Origin of the sequence: Streptomyces olivaceoviridis (assembly GCF_014650115.1) — a bacterium.
GTDB lineage: Bacteria > Actinomycetota > Actinomycetes > Streptomycetales > Streptomycetaceae > Streptomyces > Streptomyces olivaceoviridis.
Genome location: NZ_BMUI01000011.1, coordinates 15,799 through 32,360, shown reverse-complemented (window position 1 = coordinate 32,360; position 16,562 = coordinate 15,799). Strand labels below are relative to the sequence as shown.

Genomic DNA, 16,562 nt, shown 5'->3' with positions numbered 1-16,562 from the left:
GGGACTAAGCTGCGGAAGGACAGGGAGGGGAAGTTCCCCCCACTGCCTGACCGCTCTGAGGAGCGATTAACGATGTTCGAGAGGTTCACCGACCGCGCGCGGCGGGTTGTCGTCCTGGCTCAGGAAGAAGCCCGGATGCTCAACCACAACTACATCGGCACCGAGCACATCCTCCTGGGTCTCATCCACGAGGGCGAAGGTGTCGCCGCTAAGGCCCTGGAGAGCCTCGGCATTTCGCTTGAGGCGGTCCGCCAGCAGGTGGAGGAGATCATCGGTCAGGGCCAGCAGGCCCCGTCCGGGCACATCCCCTTCACCCCCCGTGCCAAGAAGGTCCTGGAGCTGTCGCTCCGCGAGGCCCTTCAGCTGGGCCACAACTACATCGGCACGGAGCACATCCTGCTCGGCCTGATCCGCGAGGGCGAGGGCGTCGCCGCCCAGGTCCTGGTCAAGCTGGGCGCAGACCTCAACCGGGTGCGGCAGCAGGTCATCCAGCTGCTCTCCGGCTACCAGGGCAAGGAGACCGCCGCCGCGGGCGGCCCGGCCGAGGGCACCCCCTCGACCTCCCTCGTCCTGGACCAGTTCGGCCGGAACCTCACCCAGGCCGCTCGTGAGTCCAAGCTCGACCCGGTCATCGGGCGCGAGAAGGAGATCGAGCGGGTCATGCAGGTGCTGTCCCGCCGTACCAAGAACAACCCGGTCCTGATCGGTGAGCCCGGCGTCGGCAAGACCGCCGTCGTCGAGGGCCTCGCCCAGGCCATCGTCAAGGGCGAGGTGCCCGAGACGCTCAAGGACAAGCACCTCTACACGCTGGACCTCGGCGCCCTGGTCGCCGGCTCCCGCTACCGCGGTGACTTCGAGGAGCGCCTCAAGAAGGTGCTCAAGGAGATCCGCACCCGCGGCGACATCATCCTGTTCATCGACGAGCTGCACACGCTGGTCGGTGCGGGTGCCGCCGAGGGCGCCATCGACGCGGCCTCGATCCTGAAGCCGATGCTGGCCCGCGGTGAGCTCCAGACCATCGGTGCGACCACCCTGGACGAGTACCGCAAGCACCTGGAGAAGGACGCGGCCCTGGAGCGCCGCTTCCAGCCCATCCAGGTCGCCGAGCCGTCCCTGCCGCACACGATCGAGATCCTCAAGGGCCTGCGGGACCGCTACGAGGCGCACCACCGCGTCTCCATCACGGACGAGGCGCTGGTCCAGGCCGCCACCCTGGCCGACCGGTACATCTCGGACCGCTTCCTGCCGGACAAGGCGATCGACCTGATCGACGAGGCCGGTTCCCGGATGCGCATCCGCCGGATGACCGCTCCGCCGGACCTGCGCGAGTTCGACGAGAAGATCGCCGGCGTCCGCCGGGACAAGGAGTCCGCGATCGACTCGCAGGACTTCGAGAAGGCCGCGTCCCTGCGCGACAAGGAGAAGCAGCTCCTGGCCGCCAAGGCGAAGCGGGAGAAGGAGTGGAAGGCCGGCGACATGGACGTCGTCGCCGAGGTGGACGGCGAGCTGATCGCCGAGGTCCTCGCCACGGCCACCGGCATCCCGGTCTTCAAGCTCACGGAGGAGGAGTCCTCCCGCCTGCTCCGCATGGAGGAGGAGCTCCACAAGCGGGTCATCGGCCAGAACGACGCCGTCAAGGCGCTGTCGAAGGCGATCCGTCGTACGCGTGCGGGCCTGAAGGACCCGAAGCGTCCGGGTGGTTCGTTCATCTTCGCCGGCCCGTCCGGTGTCGGTAAGACCGAGCTGTCCAAGGCGCTCGCCGAGTTCCTCTTCGGTGACGAGGACGCGCTGATCTCCCTCGACATGTCGGAGTTCAGCGAGAAGCACACGGTGTCGCGTCTCTTCGGTTCGCCCCCCGGATACGTGGGCTACGAGGAGGGCGGCCAGCTGACGGAGAAGGTGCGCCGCAAGCCGTTCTCGGTCGTCCTCTTCGACGAGGTCGAGAAGGCCCACCCGGACATCTTCAACTCGCTGCTCCAGATCCTGGAGGACGGTCGCCTGACCGACTCCCAGGGCCGGGTCGTGGACTTCAAGAACACGGTCATCATCATGACGACCAACCTCGGCACCCGGGACATCTCCAAGGGCTTCAACCTCGGCTTCGCCGCCGCGGGTGACACGAAGACCAACTACGAGCGCATGAAGAACAAGGTCTCGGACGAGCTCAAGCAGCACTTCCGGCCCGAGTTCCTCAACCGCGTCGACGACGTGGTCGTCTTCCCGCAGCTGACGCAGGAGGACATCCTGCGGATCGTCGACCTGATGATCAGCAAGGTGGACGAGCGCCTGAAGGACCGGGACATGGGCATCGAGCTGTCCCAGTCCGCGAAGGAACTGCTGTCCAAGAAGGGTTACGACCCGGTGCTGGGCGCCCGGCCGCTGCGCCGCACGATCCAGCGCGAGATCGAGGACACGCTCTCGGAGAAGATCCTCTTCGGCGAGCTGCGCCCCGGTCACATCGTGGTCGTGGACACCGAGGGCGAGGGCGACGCCGCCACCTTCACCTTCCGGGGTGAGGAGAAGTCGGCCCTGCCGGACGTCCCGCCGATCGAGCAGGCCGCGGGTGGGGCTGGGCCCAACCTGAGCAAGGAGTAAGTCGGCCTCCGGCGGTCCAGCCGGACATCAGGGGCCGGTGCCTTCGGGCACCGGCCCCTTCGGCTTTCCCCGGCGCGATCCCGTGCCGATGACGCGGTCCGTGCCGGGCGCGCCCGGTGCTACGACAGCTGTCCGTCGTAGTCCGGCAGCTTGAAGGTCTTCTCGGCGTGGCCGCCGGACAGGTCCGTGGCGCTGTTGCCGATGTTCGCGATGATCGTGTAGCCGTCGTTCTCGATGCCGACGCGCTGGGCGGTCTTGTAGGCGGCGACGTCCTTGAAGAGGTCGACCAGGCCGCGGACGCGGAGGCCGGAGACGTCGTAGCCGTCGTGTGCGAGGTTGTACTCGGTGGGCCAGTACAGGACGCCGGGGCGGGCGGTGACGAAGAAGAGGGAGACGCCGTGCTCCTGGGCGTAGCGGGCGACGTCCAGGACGGGCCGGTTGGCCGGCTGGGGGTAGCTGAAGCCGAAGTCGGTCTCCAGCGTGGTGTTGTCGATGTCGAGGACGATCGCCTGCTTCTCGCCGGGCCTGGCGGCGGCGATGCGGTCCTTCAGGTACGGGAGGGCCTGGTCCATGACCGCCTGGCAGTCCTTCTGCCAGGTGGCGTAGTCGACCTTGGCGGAGGAGGTGCTCGTGGTCGCGGCCTCGGCCGGGGCGGCCGTCACCGCCGGGGCGGCCAGCGCGGCCAGGGCGGCCACGGAGACGGTGGTCACGCGGATGCGGCGTGCCCAGGGGCGTCTGGTCATCGGTGGGGGTCCTCTCGCGGCTCTGAATGTCAGGGGCATGATCTGAGGCGAGGGTGGCGCGAGGGGAACCGTAGGGTTACTGGAGGGTAGGTACCTAGGGGCCTGCGTCACATTTCCCTATTCACCGACGGGGGAAGCCGGTGATATGCGGCACAGGCGAAATGTCCGGTACTAGCCGTGATAGTGGGATGCGTCGGGTGGGCAAAAGGGGCGAAAAAGGGAGCTTTACCTCGCGAAGTCGCGCGCGAGAAGTGCGTCGTCAGGGCCGTGCGGGCCGGGGTGTGCGGTTGTCAAGAAAGAGGGTGGTATTGGCGGCTTCTACTAACTGATGCCGTACTTGGGGCATTTTGGGCTGGATGGGGTGCTCGGTTACCAAGGGATGGCCGCTTCGGTGAAACGTCTCCATGGACGTCCGTACGCCGGGTGGCGGAAGTGTCTCCGAGTTCACGAGGTCCAGATGTTCCAGCGCTTCACGTCCCGTTCCTCCCGTACGTCCTCGCTCCGTGCCCGTGTGACCGTCCTGGCTGCCGGACTCGGCGCCACGGCCGTGCTGGGCACCGGGGTCGCGAGCGCCGCCACCGCGTCCGCCGGCTCCTGGGTCGACCCGGTGAAGAAGTACGCGCTCTCGGCGGGCTTCGCGCAGGCCGGCAACCACTGGGCGCACAAGCACAGCGGCCAGGACTTCGCCGTGCCGACCGGCACCGAGGTCGTCGCCGCGCACGGCGGCACCGTCGTCAAGGCCGGCCCCAACGGCGCCGGTGACGGCCCGGCCTACGGCAACGCCGTCGTCATCAAGCACGGCAACGGCACCTACTCGCAGTACGCGCACCTGTCCCGGGTCGACGTCCGGATCGGCCAGGTCGTCGCGACCGGCCAGCACATCGCGCTGTCCGGCTCCACCGGCAACTCCACCGGTCCGCACCTGCACTTCGAGATCCGTACGACCCCGAACTACGGCTCCGGCATCGACCCGGTCACGTTCCTGCGCGCCCAGGGTGTGAAGGTCTGACCTAGTCCTTCTCGCGGGCGTGCTCGTGCGCCTGCGCGACGAGGTCCAAGGCGACTTCGAGAACGGCCTCGCGCTTCTTCTCGGAGTCGCCTTCGAGGTCCTGCATCACGAACATCCCGGCGTGCAGCGTGAACATCGCGCTGACCGAGCGGACCTGGTCGACCAGCTCCGCCTCCGGATCGATGAGGATGTCCCGCAGGCCGCGCATCCGGTCCTTGAAGGTGTCGCCGATGCGCAGTTCCCGAACCGTCGCCTGGTTCTCCTGCATGAAGCGGAACAGTGGTTCCGCGCCGGCCAGCGCCTCGCTGTAGCGGCGGACGATCTCCTGCTTGGTCTCCAGGGTGTGCGGCTGCTGTCCGCCCCACTCGATCAGGTCCTCGATCGGCTTCGTCAGGTCCGCGAAGAGACTGACGATGATCTCTTCCTTCGTCTTGAAGTGGTAGTACAGGGCCGCCTTCGTGACGTCGAGGCGCTCGGCGATCTCCCGCAGGGAGGTCTTCTCGTAGCCCTGCTCCGCGAAGAGTTCGAGCGCCACGTCCTGGATGCGCTGGCGGGTGTTGCCGCGGCGCTGCTGCTTGGTGCCGTCCATGGTGAGGCCCATCCTCGTACTCCTCGCGCTCCCGCGAAAACTTACTTGACGCCCGGCTAGTAGCGGGTCTACCTTCCGCAGTGTAGTAACTAGCCGGGCGGCAAGTAAGTATCTGCCGCAGGGGGAATGGGAAGACGATGGCGGACACGGTCGAAAGTGTCATAGCAGAGGGCGGACAGCCCCAGAGTGCGGACGAGGGCAAACAGCCCCGGAGTGTGCGGGTGGTGCTGCTCGCACTGATGATCGCGATGATGCTCGCGATGCTGGACAACATGATCGTCGGTACGGCGATGCCCACGATCGTGGGCGAACTGGGCGGCCTGGAACACCTCTCCTGGGTCGTCACCGGTTACACCCTGGCCACCGCGGCCTCCACCCCCATCTGGGGCAAGATCGGCGACATGTACGGGCGCAAGGGCGCCTTCCTCAGCTCGATCGTGATCTTCCTCCTCGGCTCGGCGCTGAGCGGCATGGCCCAGGACATGGGCCAGCTGATCGGCTTCCGGGCCGTGCAGGGCCTGGGCGCCGGCGGTCTGATGGTCGGCGTCATGGCGATCATCGGCGACCTGATCCCGCCGCGGGAGCGGGGCAAGTACCAGGGCATGATGGCCGGCGTGATGGCGCTGGCGATGATCGGCGGCCCGCTCGTCGGCGGCACCATCACCGACAACTGGGGCTGGCGCTGGGCCTTCTACATCAACCTGCCGCTCGGCGCGGTCGCCCTCGCGCTCGTCACCGCCGTACTGCACCTGCCGAGGAAGCGGTCCAAGGCGGGCATCGACTACCTGGGCGTGCTGCTGCTGACCGTCGGCATCACCTCCATCGTGCTGGTCACCACCTGGGGCGGCACCGAGTACGCCTGGACCTCCGCGCGGATCATGGAGCTGACCGGCATCGGCGTGGCCGCGCTGGTCGGGTTCGTGTTCTGGCAGACCAAGGCCGCCGAGCCGGTCGTTCCGCTGCACATCTTCAAGAGCCGCAACTTCACCCTGATGTCGGTCATCGGCTTCATCACCGGCTTCGTGATGTTCGGCGCCACCCTGTTCCTGCCGCTGTACCAGCAGGCCGTGCAGGGCGCCTCCGCCACCAACTCCGGACTGCTGCTCCTGCCCATGCTCGGCGCGATGCTCGTGACCTCGATGATCGCCGGACGGGTCACCACCAACAGCGGCCGGTACAAGATCTTCCCGATCGTCGGCGGCGTCCTGATGACCGTCGGCCTGTACCTGCTGTCCCTGATGGACACCGAGACGACCCGCCTGACCTCCGGTCTCTACATGGCCGTGGTCGGCGCGGGCATGGGCTGCCTGATGCAGATCACCATGCTCGTCGCGCAGAACAGCGTCCAGATGAAGGACATGGGTGTCGCGTCCTCCTCGACCACCCTGTTCCGTACGCTCGGCTCCTCCTTCGGCGTGGCCATCATGGGCGCCCTGTTCAACCACCGGGTCCAGGACGTCATGGCCGAGCGGGCCGGCGCGGCGGGTGCCAAGATGACCGAACAGTCGGCGCAGCTGGACGCGAAGAGCCTGGCGAAGCTCCCGGTGATGGTCCGCGAGGCGTACCAGCACGCGGTGTCCTCCGGCACGCACTCCGCGTTCCTGCTCGGCGCCGGGATCTCGGTGCTGGTGCTGCTCGCGGCGCTGTTCGTCAAGGAGGTGCCGCTCAAGGGCGGTCCCAAGGCCGCGGAGGGTGCCGACGCGGCGCCGGTGGCCGTGGTCGAGGCCGTCTGACCCTGCCTGAGCCCGTAGGCCCCGGTGGGCGTGCGCAGCGGGGCCTACGGCCGTTCTCGCACGGCATCGTCGTCAGACCCGCGTGCCACCATCGGCTCATGGACGAGATCCGCCGACTGCGTCTGGCCGGCAGGCGGCGGAGCGGGGTGCGCGCGCGTCCGGCACACCGTTCCTCAGCCACTTCACGCCCCAGCGGATGGTGGCCCTGACCCGCGAGGCCGGCTTCCGTGACGCCCGCCACGTACCGGCGGAGGAACTCACCCGCCGCTGCTTCGCCGGCCGGTCGGACGGGCTCCGGCCGTCGAGAGCGGAGGAACCGGGGGTGGCGACCACCTGAGCACCCCGGTGCGGTGGCGGGAGGGGGCCGGGACCGGTGCCGCCGCTCGGCCGGAGAGCCGACGCCGGGGCCGCGTCTCCGGCCGAGCGGCCGGTTCTCCACGCTGGGCCCGCACAGCGGGGCCCGGCCCGGTCTCCTCGGCGGGCGGGGCCCTCCTCGGCTGGGGGCGTCGGCGGGCGCGGGAACCCCTTGGCGGGCGCGGGCCCTCCTCGACGGCGGGGGACTTCCTCGGCGGGCGCGGGGCTCTCCTCGGTGAGCGGGACTTCCTCGGCGGCGGCGGACTTCCTCGGCGGGCGCGGGATCCTCACATGTCCCGAGTCGCGCGGTGAGCGGTGCCTGCCCGCGGTGCGGGGGTGCCGCCGGACGCGGGCAGCAGCGGATAGCTGCCCGTGTTGGTCGGGGCGTGCTCCGGCAGCCACAGGACGGCCACCGCACCCTCCGCGGGAACGCCGGCGGGCGCCCCCGCGGGCCGTACGTTGCGGAACGTCAGCCGGGCGCCCAGCACACGCGCCTGCCCCGCCGCGATGGTCAGCCCGAGGCCGTGGCCCTGCCCGGCGCGGTCCTTGCTGCCGGTGCGGAACCGGCTCGGCCCCTCGGCGAGCAGCTCGTCCGGGAAGCCGGGGCCGTGGTCGCGGACCCGGATGACCCGCCCCTCCACGGTGACCTCGATCGGCGGCCGGCCGTGCCGGGCGGCGTTGGCGAGCAGGTTGAACAGCACCCGCTCCAGCCGCCGCGGGTCGGTGGTGACCTCCGACTCGTGCACCACCCGTACGGCGATGTCCGGATCCTTGGCCGCCACCCGGCGCGCGACGAACTCGCCGAGCATGATGTCCTGCAACTCCGCCCGCTCCGAGGCCCCGTCCAGCCGGGCCACCTCCAGGACGTCCTCGACCAGGGTGCGCATGGCCTTGGCCCGGTCCAGGACCAGCTCCGTGGGCCGGCCGGGCGGCAGCAGCTCGGCGGCCGTCAGCAGACCCGTCACCGGCGTGCGCAGCTCGTGCGCGATGTCGGCGGTGACCCGCCGCTCGGCCTCCAGGCGCTGCCGCAGCGCGTCCGCCATGGCGTCCACCGCGCGCGCGAGTTCGTCGGTCTCGTCCCGTACGACCCCGCCGATGGCCTCCTGCACCCGGACGTCGGTCTCACCGGCCGCGGCCTGGTTCGCGGCGGCCGCCGCCTTGCGCAGCCGGCGGGACAGCTGCCCGCCGATCAGCACGCCCAGCGCGCTGCCGCCGAGCACCACCGCGACCGAGCCGATGATCAGAGCCTGGTCCAGGTCTTGCAGCATGTCGGTGTTGCGGTCGGGCAGATGGCTGTGCAGGGACAGCACGTGCCCGCCCTTCACGGGTACGGCCGCCCAGATGTCCGCCACCCCGCGGTGCTCGGAGACATCGCTCGCCCGGCGGCCCCGCTCCACCTTCTCGCGCAGCGCGGCCGGCAGCTCCGGGTCGTCGACCTTGACGTAGGGGAAGACCGGCCCCCGGTTCAGTTCGTAGTTGCGCTGGGCCATCAGGACCCGGTCGTTGGCCAGCTCGCGCGCGTTGTCCAGCATCGAGACCCGGGCCGCGTTGTGCACGACCAGGCTCAGGACGATCGCCACCAGCCCGGCCACCAGCGCGATGGCCGCGCTGACCTTCCACCTGAGCCCGGTGCGCAGGCCCGCGCGCTCCATGCGCCGGACCGGATGCCGAAGAATCCCCCGCATGACGCCGCTCCGCTCAGGCCTTCAGCTTGTAGCCGAAGCCGCGGACCGTCTCGATCCGGTCCTGGCCGATCTTCTGCCGCAGCCGCTGCACATGCACGTCCACGACCCGGGTGTCGCCGCCCCAGCCGTAGTCCCACACCCGCTCCAGCAGCTTGTCGCGGGAGAGCACGGTGCCCGGCGCGGCGGAGAACTCCAGCAGCAGCCGCATCTCGGTCGGCGTCAGCGCCACCGGCTGCCCGGCCCGGCGCACCTCCATGCCGTCGGTGTCGATCTCCAGGTCCCCGAAGGCGAGCGTGCCGCCGCCGTCCGTCGACGCGGCCTCCTCGGCCTGCGCGGATCCGCCGGCGTGTCCGAAGCGGCGCAGCACCGCGCGGATCCGGGCGACCAGCACGGCACCGTCGAAGGGCTTGGTCACGTAGTCGTCGGCGCCCGCCTCCAGGCCCAGGACGACGTCGATGGAGTCGGCCCGAGCCGACAGCATGATCACCGGCACGGTCGACTCGTCCCGGATCCGGCGGCACAGGCTGACGCCGTCCAGGCCCGGCACCATGACGTCCAGCAGCGCGATGTCGGGGCGGTCGGCCCGGAACGCCTCCAGGCCCGACAGGCCGTCGGGCATCGCGGTGACCGCGAAGCCGTCCCGCTCCAGGGCGAGCTGGGTGGCCTCGCGGATGACGTCGTCGTCCTCGACGAACAGGACGTGGGTCTGCTCTGCCATCCCGGTGCTCTCAGTCCTCGTGGGGTAGGTGTGGCGGTCAGGTGTGCGGGGGCGCGGGGCGGTCAGCTGTCCGGTACGGGTGTCGGGCCCCCGCCGGCGGACTTGCTGTACTCGTTGCGCGTGGGCTTGCCCTGGGCGAACCGTCCCGCCTTCCAGGTGTACGGGGTCACGAGCTCACCGGACGGGCTGGAGATCGGGTCGCCCTTCTCGTAATACTGCCTGGTCACCGAGAGGACTCCCTGGTCGATCTCCGCGTAGACCGGGGACTCCTCGCTCTTGAAGACGTTCTTGAACGAGCCGGCGTCGTCCCGGTACACGTACGAGCCGATGCCGACCGCGTCGGCGCAGGTCAGCACGTTGACGACGACATCGTCCACCGGGGCCCCGGTCAGATTGCCGTAGGAGACGTCGACCGGGTACTCATCGCCGTTGCACGGTTTCAGCTCCCGCTTGACCGCCGGCGACACCTCGGGATCGCTCTTGACCAGCGCGACGGGGTCCACCCGCCGGTACTTCTCGGACGGGCTGGGGGAGGGTGAGGCGACGGCCCCGGCCACCGCCGAGGCGTGTGCCGGGCCCTCGTCCCGCGCGCCCGTGCCCCCGCTGCCGCACGCGGCGAGGAATAGGGCGGGGGCGGCGAGCGCGGTCCCCACCGCGATCACCGCCTGTGTACTGCCTCGGGCCCGGTCGGGCCCGGCCCCGGTCAGGCCGCGCAACGCTCCCGCTCCTCACGCTCCAGAGCGCGTGCGTCCAGATCGCGGGCCTCCAGCTCCTCACGGAGCCGGGCGAGCGCCCGGTGCAGCGTGCTCTTGACCGTACCGGCCGACATGCCGAGGGCAGCGGCCGTCTCCTCAGTGGACATCTGCTCCCAGTGTCGCAGCACCACGACACTGCGCTGCTTCGGTGCGAGCACCTTCATGACGTCCATCAGCAGGGCCCGGTCGGCGTGCTGCTCGGTGGAGTCCTCGACGGAGGCGTCCGGCAGCTGCTCCGTCGGCACCTCCTCCAGCTTGCGCGCCCGCCACCACTCGGTCCGCGTGTTGATCATGACCCGGCGCAGATAGGCGTCGGCGAGCCGCTTGTCGGCGATGCCCTCCCAGCGGCCGTACGTCCGTACCAGCGCCGTCTGGAGCAGGTCCTGGGCGTCGACCGGGTCCGGGACCAGCCGACGCGCGCTGCGCAGCAGCGCGTCCTGCCGGCTGCGGACGTACTCCTCGAATTCGAGCACCTCGCCCTGCGCCATGATCAACCGCCTCCGTTCCCCGTTGTGCTTCCGGCCCTTGCCCGAAGTCCCGCTCTCCCCGCGCCCGGTGGTCCGCCGGGCACGGAGAAGAAGCTACGGAGTGGTTGTCACGGGGCTGTGCGGACCAGCCTGCGGCTGGCAATCAGCTATCCGTCGGTTGTGTAACGGACGGAGGAACAGGGTAAAGCAGGCGAGGAGTTTGTGGGGTTATAGGGCGATTTGCCCGATTGGAGTACCGTAACGGATGCCGAGCGATGGTGACTTGGCTGTGCGTCAGCCGAGTGGCAATCGGTAGAGGCCGCCCGGAAGCGGCTCCACCAGACCGTCCGCGACCAGCCCGTCGAGCGCCCGCGCCCGCTGCACCGGCTCGTGCCACACCCGGTCCAGCACCGCCTGCGGCACCGGTGCGTGCGCCTCCCGCAGCACGGCCAGCAGCTTGCCGCGCACCTGCCGGTCCGTACCGGCGTACGTCTGCCCGCGGCGCGGCGGACCCGCGTGCTCCGGCTTGCCCGCGAGCCGCCAGGCGCACTGCGCGGCGATCGGGCACCGCGGGCACCCCTCGTTCTTCGCCGTGCACACCAGCGCGCCCAGCTCCATCGAGGCGGCGGCCCACCGCGCGGCGGTCCGCTCGTCCTGCGGCAGCAGCTCCCGCGCCAGGCGCCGCTCGGCGGCCGTGGTCGCGTTCGGCGGGTACTGCACCCCGGTCACCGCCCGCGCGAGCACCCGGCGCACATTGGTGTCCAGCACCGCGTGCCGCTGCCCGTACGCGAAGGAGGCCACCGCGGCGGCCGTGTACTCACCGATGCCGGGCAGCGCGAGCAGCTGCGCGTGATCCGTCGGTACGTCACCGCCGTGCCGCTCCGTTATGGCGACCGCGGCACCGTGCAGGCGCAGCGCGCGGCGCGGATAGCCGAGCCGGCCCCAGGCGCGCACCGCCTCGCCGGGCGCCTCCTTCGCCAGGTCGGCGGGGCGCGGCCAGCGGGCCAGCCATTCCTCGTAGACGGGCAGCACCCGGTTCACCGGGGTCTGCTGGAGCATGAACTCGCTGACCATCACGCCCCAGGGGCCCGCCTCCGGGCGGCGCCAGGGGAGGTCACGGGCGTGGGTGTCGAACCAGGCGATCACGGGGGCGTGCAGCATCTCAGTCATGGCCCTTCCGATCCTGCCACGGGTTGGCGGGCCCGATGGGTGACGGCACGGTCACCGAGCGTGGCGGAACGCGAAGGAGCGCGTCGCCCGCGGCAGTTGCCGGGATGATGATCCGGAAAAGTTGGCGCCGGCGCGGCGGGTGGCGCGAGCAAGCGCGGCGATCTCTCGTACAGTTTGCGCCGTGGGATCTCTGCGCAATCCGGTCGGGCCGCTTCCCTCCACCATCTACTGGCGACGGAGGGCCGTACTGCTGTCCGTGGTCGCCCTGTTGGCGCTGGTGATCACGTGGATCGTCACCGCCGGCGGCGGGGGCGGCAAGAAGAACGCCGACGGGTCCAACGGCAAGAATCCCACGCACACCATCACTCCCGGACCGAGCTCGTCCGGTCCCGCCATCAGCCAACACCCCGGCGGACGCGACGAGTCGGGCGGCGGGGACTCCGGCGGCAGTGGCTCCGGTTCCGGCTCTGGGTCCGGTTCCGCCTCCGGCGGGGGCGGCGGTTCGGCCGACGGTTCCTCGGGCTCCGGTGACGGCTCGGGTCCGGGTTCGGGTACGGCCTCCGGTGGCGGCGGCGTCGGTACGGGCGACACGCTCCCGGCGTCCTCCACGCTGCCCAACTGCACGGCCGGAGCGGTGGCGTTGAGCCTGCGCAGTGTGCACAACTCCTACTCGCCGGACCAGACGCCGACGTTCGAACTCACCGCGAAGAACAGCTCGTCGGCCGACTGCAAGGTCGATCTCGGTCCGAAGAACGCGGTGTTGACGGTCACGCCGGCGGACGGCGACGACACGTTCTGGTCGTCCGCCGACTGCCCCGAGGGCGCGGGCAGCCTGGTGTTCCGGGTGCCCGCCGGCCAGAGCATCACCTACACCGTGAAGTGGGACCGCAAGCCGAGCGCGGCCCACTGCGCGACGCCCTCCGGGGGTTCGGCGAAGCCGGGCACGTACCTGCTGGAGGCCAAGACCCCGGGGTTCGGGAAGACGCAGGCGTCGTTCGTGCTGTCGGCGGACTGAGGACGGGGCGGCGCGGGGAACTGCGCGAACACCCCCACGCACCCGCAGCCGCCATACGGCACCCGGCATCCGGCACCGTGCCCGTAGGCGCCCGGCCCCCGAATCAGACGTAGCGCTCCAGGATCGACGACTCCGCCAGGCGCGACAGCCCCTCCCGCACGCTCCGCGCGCGGGCCTCGCCGACCCCGTCCACGGTCTGAAGGTCGTCGACGCTCGCGGCGAGCAGCTTCTGGAGGCCCCCGAAATGCTCCACCAGCCGGTCGATGATGGCGCCCGGCAGCCGCGGCACCTTGGCCAGCAGCCGGAACCCCCGCGGGGACACCGCCGAGTCGAGCGTCTCCGGAGATCCCGTGTAGCCCAGCGCCCGCGCCACCGTGCCGAGTTCGAGCAGCTCCGCGTGGGTCAGCGCGTCCAGCTCGGCCAGCGCCTCGTCGACCGTGCGGGACCGCTTCGCCGTCGGCTCGGGCACGTAGTCGCGGACGACCAGCGAGCGGTCGGGCTCCACCCCGGCGATCAGCTCCTCCAGCTGGAGGGCGAGAAGACGGCCGTCCGTGCCCAGCTCGACCACGTACTCGGCGATTTCGGTGGCGATACGGCGGACCATCTCCAGCCGCTGCGCGACCGCCGACACGTCCCGGACCGTGACCAGGTCCTCGATCTCCAGCGCCGACAGCGTGCCCGCGACCTCGTCGAGCCGGAGCTTGTACCGCTCCAGGGTCGCCAGCGCCTGGTTCGCGCGGGACAGGATCGCCGCCGAATCCTCCAGGACGCGCCGCTGACCGTCCACGTAGAGGGCGATCAGCCGCATCGACTGGGAGACCGAGACCACCGGGAAACCGACCTGCTTGCTCACGCGGTCCGCCGTGCGGTGCCGCGTGCCCGTCTCCTCCGTCGGGATCGTCGGATCCGGGACGAGCTGGACACCCGCGCGCAGGATCTTCGACAGGTCCGACGACAGCACGATGCCGCCGTCCAGCTTGCACAGCTCCCGCAGCCGGGTCGCGGTGAACTCGACGTCCAGCACGAAACCGCCCGTGCACATCGCCTCGACCGTCTTGTCCGAGCCGAGGACGATGAGCCCGCCGGTGTTGCCGCGCAGGACGCGCTCCAGGCCGTCCCGCAACGCCGTACCGGGTGCCACGGCGCTCAGCGAGGCGCGCATCAGACCATCGGAACCGGCACTCCCACCGGACTTGCCGGGAGCCGCTGCCCGGTCGTTGGCTGCCACTGCACTCCTCCGGTCGCAGGTTCTGACGCGCCCCCGCACCCGCACTCGGTTCGTACGGACGGGCGAGACCTGGGCAAAGTCTACCGGCGCTCCTCCGCCTCCCGTGGGGCCTCTCGGCGACGGGAGCGCGGCAGGACCCGGAGCGCGTCGCCCATGTCGGCGACTTCCAGGACCTTCATGCCGGGCGGCACCTTCCCCGGATCAACCGGTACGAGCGCGTGCGTGAAGCCCAGCCGGTGCGCCTCGGCGAGCCTGCGCTGCACGCCCGTGACCCGTCTGACCTCGCCCGCGAGCCCCACCTCGCCGATCGCCACCAGGTTCTTCGGCAGCGGGGTGTCGCTGGCGGCCGAGGCGAGGGCCAGCGCGATGGCGAGGTCGGCGGCCGGCTCCGACAGCTTCACGCCGCCGACCGTCGCCGAGTAGATGTCCCGCTTGCCCAGCGCGCTGATCCGGCCCCGCTGCTCCAGGACGGCCAGCATCATCGACACCCGCGAGGTCTCCAGGCCGGACGTCGTACGGCGCGGGGAGGGGATCTGGGAGTCGACGGTCAGCGCCTGCACCTCGGCCACCAGCGGACGGCGGCCCTCCAGGGTGACGGTCAGGCAGGTGCCGGGGACCGGCTCGGCCCGGCGGGTCAGGAACAGGCCGCTGGGGTCGGCGAGGCCCGTGATGCCCTCGTCGTGCAGCTCGAAGCAGCCGACCTCGTCCGTCGCCCCGTAGCGGTTCTTCACGCCCCGGACCAGGCGCAGGCGCGCGTGCCGGTCGCCCTCGAAGTGCAGGACGACGTCCACCAGGTGCTCCAGCAGGCGGGGCCCGGCGATGGCGCCGTCCTTCGTGACGTGGCCCACGAGCAGGGTGGACATGCCCCGCTCCTTGGACGCCCGGATCAGCGCGCCCGCCACCTCGCGGACCTGGGCCATGCCGCCGGGCGCGCCCTCGATCTCCGGGGAGGCCACCGTCTGCACCGAGTCGAGGATCAGCAGGGACGGCTTGACCTCGTCCAGGTGGCCGAGGACGGCGGACAGGTCGGTCTCCGCGGCCAGGTAGAGGTGGTCGTGGAGCGCGCCGATGCGGTCGGCGCGCAGCCGCACCTGGCTCGCCGACTCCTCGCCGGTCACATAGAGGGTGGGGTGCTCGGCGCCGGCCGCCTTGGCGGCGACGTCCAGCAGCAGGGTGGACTTGCCGACGCCGGGCTCGCCCGCGAGCAGGACGACCGCGCCCGGCACGAGGCCGCCGCCGAGCACCCGGTCCAGCTCCGGCACGCCGGTCGAGCGGGCGGTGGCCTGCCGGCCGTCGACCTGGCCGATGGGCACGGCGGAGGTGGTCACCCGGCCCGGTGTGGTGGTCCGGACCGCGGGCGCGCCGTACTCCTCGACCGTGCCCCATGCCTGGCACTCCGGGCAGCGGCCGAGCCACTTGGCCGTCTGCCAGCCGCACTCGGTGCAGCGGTAGGACGGGCGGTCCTTGGTCGTCTTGGTACGGGCAGCCATGCGGAAACCGTAGCCCGGGGCACTGACAACGGGTCCGGCGGTCGGGTGCGAAGGAGCGGGGAGCGCGTGTGGGTGAACCGTTCTTGGCCACCGTCCATCGGGATCCAGCCGCGGAACAAAGGGCTCCTGTCCCCTTATGAGGGATCGTTTCACCCGTACGGATTAAAAGTGCTCAAGGTTCCAGAAGGGGCACTCCGCCGCCGCCTACGGTCGCACGGGTGATGAGCAGCAGTCCGGAGACGACCACCCGCACGACAGGCGCGCACCGGGCGCATCGCGGGGCACGTGAGGCCCGTGACGCACGACGCGAAGCGCGCGAGAACCGTGAGGAGAAGGAGGCGCGCGACCGCGCCGCCGCGCGCGCCGTCGCCCAGCGCACGCCGGCGCGTTACGAGCCGTACCTGGACGGCCTGTTCACCTACTGCCTGTCCGTCCTGTGCGACCACGACACGGCCACCGCCGCCCTCGGTGACGTCCTCGCCCTGGCCGAACGGCGCGGCCACCGCGCCCCCGGGGCCGCAGACCGCAGGGCCTGGCTGTACGCCCTGGCCCGCTGGGCCTGCCTCCGCAAGCTCGCCGAGACCAAGCAGAAACGTCAGGCCACACATGCGGCGGGGCGCGGCGGGGCGGGGGGCGCCGGGAAGGGGGCGGACGCCGGGAACGGCAGGGGGAAGTCCGGCGCTGCCGGGAGGCGGAGCGCCGGGGGCGCGGGCGGGGGCGGCGCCGGGGGCGGGGGCACTGTCCGGGGCACCGGGGTCTCCGGAGCGGGGGGCGCCGCCGGAACCGCGGGCGCTGACAGGACTTCATGGGCGGCTGGTTTCGCGGCTGGGGGGAGTGCGGGGACGGGCGGGCCTTTCTGGGCTCATGGGACTTCCGGGTCCGATGGGGCAGTGGGGTCTGCCGGGTCAGTTGGGTCGGCAGGGTCACTTGGATCGGCAGGGTCAGCCGGGTCAGTCCAGCCCGCCGGGCCATTCGGTTCGCCAGGGTCGTTCGGGTCCGCCGGGCCATTCG

Annotated in this window: 13 protein-coding genes and 1 pseudogene; 5 read left to right on the top strand and 9 right to left on the bottom strand. The window is 71.1% G+C overall.

The window, feature by feature from the left end; all coding sequences use genetic code 11:
* Window positions 1–72: 72 nt before the first annotated feature.
* A complete protein-coding gene (locus IE273_RS21395) occupies window positions 73–2,595 on the top strand; it encodes an ATP-dependent Clp protease ATP-binding subunit (RefSeq protein ID WP_189816791.1) in 2,523 nt (840 codons plus the stop codon).
* Window positions 2,596–2,714: 119 nt separating this feature from the next.
* Here IE273_RS21395 and IE273_RS21390 read toward each other — a convergent pair whose 3' ends face one another.
* Window positions 2,715–3,338, bottom strand: a complete 624-nt coding sequence (locus IE273_RS21390; protein WP_189816790.1) for an HAD family acid phosphatase — start codon at window positions 3,336–3,338, stop codon at window positions 2,715–2,717.
* 457 nt (window positions 3,339–3,795) lie between these two features.
* Between IE273_RS21390 and IE273_RS21385 the strand changes: the two genes are divergently transcribed.
* Entirely contained in the window at window positions 3,796–4,347 is a 552-nt protein-coding gene (locus IE273_RS21385; protein WP_189816789.1) for a M23 family metallopeptidase, read from the top strand.
* Between the two features lies 1 nt (window position 4,348).
* Here IE273_RS21385 and IE273_RS21380 read toward each other — a convergent pair whose 3' ends face one another.
* Window positions 4,349–4,948, bottom strand: coding sequence for a TetR/AcrR family transcriptional regulator (locus tag IE273_RS21380; RefSeq protein WP_103817331.1), 600 nt, complete (start codon window positions 4,946–4,948; stop codon window positions 4,349–4,351).
* A 125-nt stretch (window positions 4,949–5,073) separates the two neighbouring features.
* Between IE273_RS21380 and IE273_RS21375 the strand changes: the two genes are divergently transcribed.
* Entirely contained in the window at window positions 5,074–6,669 is a 1,596-nt protein-coding gene (locus tag IE273_RS21375) for an MDR family MFS transporter (RefSeq protein WP_189816788.1), read from the top strand.
* Window positions 6,670–7,310: 641 nt separating this feature from the next.
* Here the strand turns inward: IE273_RS21375 and cseC are convergent.
* The 5 genes from cseC to IE273_RS21350 form a co-directional block, all read right to left on the bottom strand.
* Window positions 7,311–8,708: a two-component system sensor histidine kinase CseC gene (gene cseC / locus IE273_RS21370; protein ID WP_189816787.1), complete on the bottom strand. Its 1,398-nt coding sequence runs from the start codon at window positions 8,706–8,708 to the stop codon at window positions 7,311–7,313.
* A 13-nt stretch (window positions 8,709–8,721) separates the two neighbouring features.
* On the bottom strand, window positions 8,722–9,426 hold the full coding sequence (gene cseB / locus IE273_RS21365) for a two-component system response regulator CseB (protein ID WP_014674151.1): 705 nt from the start codon (window positions 9,424–9,426) through the stop codon (window positions 8,722–8,724).
* A 62-nt stretch (window positions 9,427–9,488) separates the two neighbouring features.
* The gene (locus tag IE273_RS21360) at window positions 9,489–10,142 is read right to left on the bottom strand and encodes a hypothetical protein (RefSeq protein ID WP_229887319.1); all 654 of its coding nucleotides are present in this window, start codon (window positions 10,140–10,142) and stop codon (window positions 9,489–9,491) included.
* Window positions 10,130–10,669: a SigE family RNA polymerase sigma factor gene (locus tag IE273_RS21355; protein ID WP_014674153.1), complete on the bottom strand. Its 540-nt coding sequence runs from the start codon at window positions 10,667–10,669 to the stop codon at window positions 10,130–10,132. Before IE273_RS21355 ends, IE273_RS21360 begins: the two co-directional genes overlap by 13 nt.
* A gap of 273 nt (window positions 10,670–10,942) precedes the next feature.
* The gene (locus tag IE273_RS21350; protein ID WP_308437052.1) at window positions 10,943–11,818 is read right to left on the bottom strand and encodes an HhH-GPD family protein; all 876 of its coding nucleotides are present in this window, start codon (window positions 11,816–11,818) and stop codon (window positions 10,943–10,945) included.
* Window positions 11,819–11,999: 181 nt separating this feature from the next.
* Between IE273_RS21350 and IE273_RS21345 the strand changes: the two genes are divergently transcribed.
* The gene (locus IE273_RS21345) at window positions 12,000–12,833 is read left to right on the top strand and encodes a hypothetical protein (protein WP_189816786.1); all 834 of its coding nucleotides are present in this window, start codon (window positions 12,000–12,002) and stop codon (window positions 12,831–12,833) included.
* Window positions 12,834–12,936: 103 nt separating this feature from the next.
* Here IE273_RS21345 and disA read toward each other — a convergent pair whose 3' ends face one another.
* Together disA and radA are read right to left on the bottom strand one after the other, a co-directional pair.
* Window positions 12,937–14,061: a DNA integrity scanning diadenylate cyclase DisA gene (gene disA / locus IE273_RS21340; RefSeq protein ID WP_030981816.1), complete on the bottom strand. Its 1,125-nt coding sequence runs from the start codon at window positions 14,059–14,061 to the stop codon at window positions 12,937–12,939.
* A gap of 80 nt (window positions 14,062–14,141) precedes the next feature.
* A complete protein-coding gene (gene radA / locus IE273_RS21335; protein WP_189816785.1) occupies window positions 14,142–15,551 on the bottom strand; it encodes a DNA repair protein RadA in 1,410 nt (469 codons plus the stop codon).
* 221 nt (window positions 15,552–15,772) lie between these two features.
* Between radA and IE273_RS45480 the strand changes: the two are divergent.
* Window positions 15,773–16,171: pseudogene (locus IE273_RS45480) on the top strand (RNA polymerase sigma factor); the annotation flags it as partial.
* Window positions 16,172–16,562 lie beyond the last annotated feature (391 nt).